Origin of the sequence: Iodobacter sp. BJB302 (assembly GCF_002735645.1) — a bacterium.
In the GTDB taxonomy this organism is placed as follows: domain Bacteria; phylum Pseudomonadota; class Gammaproteobacteria; order Burkholderiales; family Chitinibacteraceae; genus Iodobacter.
In genome coordinates, this window is record NZ_PDZG01000024.1 from 53,720 (window position 1) to 59,719 (window position 6,000).

6 protein-coding genes are annotated in these 6,000 nt (G+C 54.2%); 3 read left to right on the forward strand and 3 right to left on the reverse strand.

Features of this window, described 5'->3' with window-relative positions; translation table 11 throughout:
- Positions 1–190: 190 nt before the first annotated feature.
- Entirely contained in the window at positions 191–781 is a 591-nt protein-coding gene (locus tag CSQ88_RS09845; protein WP_099397930.1) for a YigZ family protein, read from the forward strand.
- 203 nt (positions 782–984) lie between these two features.
- Positions 985–3,258 carry a penicillin-binding protein 1C gene (gene pbpC, locus CSQ88_RS09850; RefSeq protein ID WP_218963060.1) on the forward strand — a complete coding sequence of 758 codons (2,274 nt, stop codon included), beginning with the start codon at positions 985–987 and terminating at the stop codon, positions 3,256–3,258.
- Between the two features lie 252 nt (positions 3,259–3,510).
- On the opposite strand, the gene CSQ88_RS09855 is transcribed toward pbpC, so the two are convergent.
- Both CSQ88_RS09855 and CSQ88_RS09860 read right to left on the reverse strand, forming a co-directional pair.
- On the reverse strand, positions 3,511–4,071 hold the full coding sequence (locus CSQ88_RS09855; RefSeq protein WP_099397931.1) for an RNA polymerase sigma factor: 561 nt from the start codon (positions 4,069–4,071) through the stop codon (positions 3,511–3,513).
- A 1-nt stretch (position 4,072) separates the two neighbouring features.
- Positions 4,073–4,282, reverse strand: a complete 210-nt coding sequence (locus CSQ88_RS09860) for a DUF2892 domain-containing protein (RefSeq protein WP_099397932.1) — start codon at positions 4,280–4,282, stop codon at positions 4,073–4,075.
- Positions 4,283–4,529: 247 nt separating this feature from the next.
- Between CSQ88_RS09860 and CSQ88_RS09865 the strand changes: the two genes are divergently transcribed.
- Positions 4,530–5,846, forward strand: a complete 1,317-nt coding sequence (locus tag CSQ88_RS09865) for an MFS transporter (protein WP_099397933.1) — start codon at positions 4,530–4,532, stop codon at positions 5,844–5,846.
- A 62-nt stretch (positions 5,847–5,908) separates the two neighbouring features.
- Here the strand turns inward: CSQ88_RS09865 and CSQ88_RS09870 are convergent.
- Positions 5,909–6,000: IS3 family transposase (locus CSQ88_RS09870; protein ID WP_143449393.1), on the reverse strand; the 92-nt coding region annotated here is incomplete at its 5' end.

Here is a 6,000-nt window from a genome sequence, read left to right on the forward strand (position 1 = left end):
CTAAAAAGGTCTTTTTTTTGCTTAGTGGCAATGCCGCTTCATGGTAAAAGCGGTGCGCAATAAGTGCACAGATCAGATAAACTATTGATCCCTAATCCCTGATCGTTTCACCAGATCATGTTGGGTTACGCCAATTTATCCGCAAAAATCCGCGAATAAACCGTCTAACCCAAGCTACGCCAGATACCCCATGACTACATCCCTTGCCACTGCGGTTTCCGCAGAAATCATCATTAAAAAAAGCCGTTTTATTGCCCATATCCACCCCGTGAGCGGCCGCGCTGAGGCGCTGGCACTGGTCGATGGATATTGGAAGCAACACCCCGAGGCGCGGCATGTTTGCTGGGCTTTGCTCGCGGGCGGCGAATCGGGGATGAATGACGATGGCGAGCCATCGGGCACGGCGGCCAAGCCGATTATGAATGTCTTGCAGCACAAACATCTCGATGGCGTATTAGGCGTGGTGGTACGCTATTTTGGCGGCATCAAGCTGGGCGCTGGCGGCTTAACCCGCGCTTATACCGACGCCATCGCCACCGCCCTGCTGGATGCCGAATATATCACCAGCGTTGCCCAAAACAATATCGAAATCGCCCTGCCCTTTGCCGACGAAGGCCGCATCCGCCGCTTTGTCGCCCAAAACGAAGGCATCGTCTTAGGCGTGCACTACAGCAATATCGAAGCCTATTTACAACTGCAACTCGCCCAGAACAAAACCACTGCGCTGCTGGAAGAAATCAATAATCTATGCGCCGGGCAGGTTCGGCTTACGAGTGGCTGATTTGCAAATCTACTACGGAAAAGTTCTGCGGACACAGAGAGCGGGGAGAGCACCAAGTATTTGTAGGTTGGGTTAGCAGCTTTATCGCGTAACCCAACATTCTTTTACGCCTAAATGTTGGGTTACGCGGTTTTGCCCGCCTTAAAATCGGCGAACAAACCCGCTAACCCAACCTACGAGACACTCTCAGCAGGAAACACCGCTTGTTGAAACATCGGCTCTTCAAACGCTTCATCCTTACCCTGCTGATCCTCAGCCCGCTGCTGCTGATCCGCCTGTGGCCGCATGAATCGCTGGCGGTTGCAGGGTCGACTGCCGTGCTGGCGCAAGATGGTAAGTTGCTGCGGCTGACTCTTGCTCCAGATCAGCGCTACCGGCTGTGGCTGCCGCTGGAGGACTTTTCCCCCACGCTGATCGACGCGCTTAAATTGCAGGAAGACCGCTGGTTTTACTACCACCCAGGCATCAACCCCATCTCGCTGCTTCGCGCCATCACAGCCACTTATGGCGGCGGGGCCAGGCAAGGGGCCTCTACGCTGACCATGCAATTGGCGCGGCTTAAATATCGGCTTAATACAAAAAGCCCTAGTGGCAAGCTCAGGCAAATCGGCCTGGCGCTGTGGCTGGAGGCGCGTTATAGCAAGCACGATATTTTAGAAGCCTATTTAAACCTCGCCCCCTATGGCAGAAATATTGAAGGCGCGGCGGCGGCCAGCCTTAGCTACTTTGGCAAACCAGCCAAAGCGCTCACCCTGCCAGAAAGTCTGACGCTGGCGGTGATTCCGCAGCAGCCTAATCAGCGTTTGGGTAGCGGCGCATCGCTCACCGATGCCCGCCAGCGCTTGTGGCAGCGCTGGCAAAAACGCTACACCGTCAGCCCGGAACAAATCCGCCTGATGACCCTGCCGCTGCCGGTAAAACGCCTCGAACAACTGCCGTTTCGTGCACCGCACTGGGTGGAACAAAGGCTGGCCGATTCGCCAGAGCAAAGCACGCTGAACACCACGCTCGATCTGCAATTGCAAACCCTAATGGAAAAACAAATCCGCCAATATCTGGCGCAAAGCAGCACACGCGGCATTGTGAACGCCAGCGCCATGCTGGTCGATACGCGGGATCAATCAGTACGCGCCCTGGTCGGCTCGGCGGATTATTTCAATGCCAGCATTGCCGGGCAGGTGAATGGCACAGAGGCCAAACGCTCGCCAGGTTCCACTTTAAAACCATTTATTTATGCGCTGGGGCTGGATCAGGGCGTGATCCACCCGCAGAGTATTTTGCGCGACACGCCCAGCGCCTTTGGCCCCTATCAGCCAGAAAACTTCGACGGGCGCTTTGTTGGCCCCTTAAGCGCCACCGAAGCGCTGATCAAAAGCCGCAATATCCCCGCCGTGTGGCTGGCCAGCCAGCTTAAAAACCCCAGCTTCTACGATTTTTTGCAGCTGGCAGGCATCAGTAAACTGAAATCAGAAAATCACTACGGGCTGGCGCTGGTGCTGGGCGGCGGCGAAGTCAGCATGGTCGAGCTGGCCGGGCTTTACACCATGCTGCTTAATGATGGCCGCTTAAAACCGCTGCGCTACTTAAAAGAAAGCCCCAAGCCACGCGGTGAAGTCTTGCTTAGCCCCGAAGCTAGCTGGCTGGCGCTGGATATGCTGAGTAAAAATCCCCGGCCAGACGGCGGCAGCAATGCCTGGCCGGTGGCGTTTAAAACCGGCACTTCATGGGGCTTTCGCGATGCCTGGACAGCCGGCGTGGTTGGCCCCTATGTGCTGGTGGTCTGGCTGGGTAATTTTGACGGGCAAGGTAATCCGGCACTGATCGGGCTGGAAGCCGCAGCCCCCTTGTTCTTTCGCATCAGCGATGCACTGGCCTTAGCAAAACCCGCCGATAAGCCGCAGCCACGCAGCACGCCTATGGGCCTGAAACGCATCAATATCTGCACCGCCAGCGGCGATTTACCCAATGCTTATTGCCCGCAGCAAAGCAGCACATGGTTTATCCCAGGCAAATCGCCTATCCGCGTCAGCACCCTGCATCAGCCAGTGCACATCGATACCAAGAGCGGCCTCGCAGTCTGCCCCCCTTACGATCCTGCCCATACCAAAACAGAAATCTTTGAATTTTGGAGCAGCGATATGGCAAGGCTGTTTAAAGAAGCAGGCGTCCCCCGCCGCAAACCACCGCATATCGATTGCAGCGGCATAGCCAGCCCTGGTGACGCGCCCAAAATCAGCTCACCGCTGGCAGGCCTCAGCTACACCCTGCGCCTGTCCAAACCCGACGAGACCATCCCCCTGCAAGCCGCCGCCAGCAGTGAGCAGCTTTATTGGTTTGATAATCAGATCTATCTGGGCAGCGCAAAATCCAGCGGCATGGCATGGCGGCCACAGGCAGGCGGCTGGCATCAGCTTAGCGTGGTGGACGATCAGGGCAGAAGTGACAGCAGGCAGGTGAAGGTGGAGTTGTTGCCGTAGGCCATGTGATGCAAAAGTATCTACACACGTTGAAATAAACAAGCAATGTAACCGTAGGGTGGGTTAGGCCAGAAAACATATTAAATATGGACTCTGCCGCATCCTGGCCGTAACCCACCATGACACTGAGCGGTGGTGGGTTACGGCCGAAATAAATCAGCTCCCTGATGAGCAACATGAGCGGCCTAACCCACCCTACAATGACTTTTTTCCAAGCAGCCGCTCGATGCTTACTCCTCAGAAAAAAATCATTCATTCCCCAACTTGCACCGCCTCATCTTTCCGCCAATAACCACTAGCCAAAAGCTGCTCGCGCACTTGAGCTCTGGCCCGGTGCAAGCGGCTTTTGACTGCCTCCAGGCTCAGGCCCAGTTCGGCGGCTACCTCGGGAGCGGTCAGCTCGTGTACATCGCGCAGCAGTAAAACCTCGCGATAAATTGGGGTGAGCTGCTGCAATGCTCGGATTAAATCCATCCTCAGGTCGGCGGGGACGGGCGGTGAATGAGGTATGTCATGTGGTGCCAGCTCGTCCAGCGATTCGGCATATTTTTGGCGGCGAAACAAGCGATAGCACTCGCGCTCGACGATGCGAAACAACCAGCTTGCAAACGTAGCCACGGTGCGCAGCGCACCGATCTGGCGATAAAGCTGCCAAAGCGCAATCTGCACCGCATCTTCAGCGTCCTCGGTGCTTGAGCAGGTGCGACGGGCAAACCGCTTTAAATCGGGCTGGCAAGCGGTAAGCAAATCAGCAATCGCTTCCGAATCGCCCATGCGGGCGGCTTCAATCAATTGTGCTCTGGCATGGATCATTTTATTCTTCCAAATAGCGGCGGCCAGCGAGGGCGCAGGCCGGACAAAATCCAACAAAGGCGGTGAGTACCATCGTTGCGGCGCTTGCTCCTGCGATCCAGCTGACTATACCGGCAATCAGCCCCGCCCAAACAGCCCAGACGATTCCTAAACCAAGTGCGATACGAAGAACGCGTTCCCACAGGGGAAGATTGCGTTTAATGAAGAACATGGTGAATCCTTAGTTTGCTGTGAATGACTCTTAGCAAGAGCCGGCAAAATTCAAAAAGGATTCAGCGTTTATCAAAAAAAAAAGCAGACGCTTGCCCGGGCGCATGGCGAAGATACGACAGCTTAGCAAGCTTATCCCTGTATATTACATACTCGCTTACAATAAACCTTGCCCGTACCCATTACCTAAAGTAATCTCGATATAAGCCGAAGTTTTCTGCCAAATCAGCTACATAAGAGAATATGGAATGAGAGACCAAATCCAGCAGGGAAATATATCCGCGGCCAGGCCTTTGAACAGGGAAGACTGCAAAATCTTAGGATTAGCATCGCTGGGTGGCGCTTTAGAGTTTTACGATTTTATTATTTTTGTGTTCTTCACCGTGGTTTTAGGCAAGCTTTTTTTCCCGCCTGATATTCCTGATGCGCTCAGACAAATCCAGACTTTCAGTATTTTTGCCGCAGGCTACCTGGCCCGCCCGCTGGGTGGGATTGCAATGGCGCATTTTGGTGATTTGCTGGGCCGCAAAAAAATGTTCACGCTCAGTATTTTAATGATGGCCCTGCCCACACTGATGATTGGCTTGCTGCCCACCTATCAGCAAATCGGCATCTGGGCCCCGCTGTGCCTGCTGGCTTTGCGTATTTTGCAAGGCGCGGCCATTGGTGGCGAAGTGCCCGGTGCATGGGTATTTGTTGCCGAGCATGCGCCAGAGCGCCACACCGGGCTGGCGTGCAGCATCATTACTTCCGGGCTGACTCTGGGTATTTTATTAGGCGCATTAATCGCCATGGCGATTAACAGCCTGTTCAGCCCTGCCGAGCTGGAAGCATGGGCATGGCGTGTGCCCTTTTTAATTGGCGGTATCTTTGGCTTGGTGGCGATGTATTTGCGCAAATGGCTGCATGAAACACCGGTATTTTTAGAGCTACAGGCTAAAAAACATCTGGCTACCGAGCTGCCACTAAAACAAGTGCTGCGCGATCATCGCCTTAGCATCGCAATTTCTATGCTAGCTACCTTTTTACTTGCAGTAGCCATTGTGGTCGCCATTTTGATGACCCCAGCTTATTTACAAAAACAATTTTCGGTGTTGCCTGTTGATGCCCTAAGGGCCAATTGCTATGCAATCGTGGCTCTGAGCTTGGGCTGTGTGGTGGCTGGCTGGGCATCAGATAAGCTGGGCAGCGGTCTTACCCTGCTGATTGGCAGCGTCTTGCTAGGCAGCAGCAGCTACGCGTTTTATCACAGCATGAGCCATGACACGGGCCAGCTCGCCCTGCTCTACCCGCTAATGGGATTTACCGTGGGAATTGTTGGCGCAGTGCCACTCTTAATGATTAAAGCCTTCCCCGCAGCGATCCGCTTTAGTGGCTTGTCTTTCTCTTACAACGTGGCCTACGCCTTTGCTGGCGGCCTGACGCCGGTGATTTTATCCTTCTGGATAAAATACGATGTGCTAGCGCCCAGCTATTATCTTTTGCTGCTCAGCGCAGTTGGGGCGGGCTTAGGCGGCTATCTGCTGCTTAATCAGCGCCAGCACCTCAGCCACAGTATCCGCTGATAAAAAAGCCGTCCCCTGCCAGCCAAGGTGAACTGACCCCAATTAGTTGGACAGTATAAAAGCTAGGCGCTCAAGGGCTGGGTTCTGTATTGCACAGGACTCAGCCCTTTTAACTTCAGTTTGATTCGGTCGTGGTTATAGTAATGGATGTAAT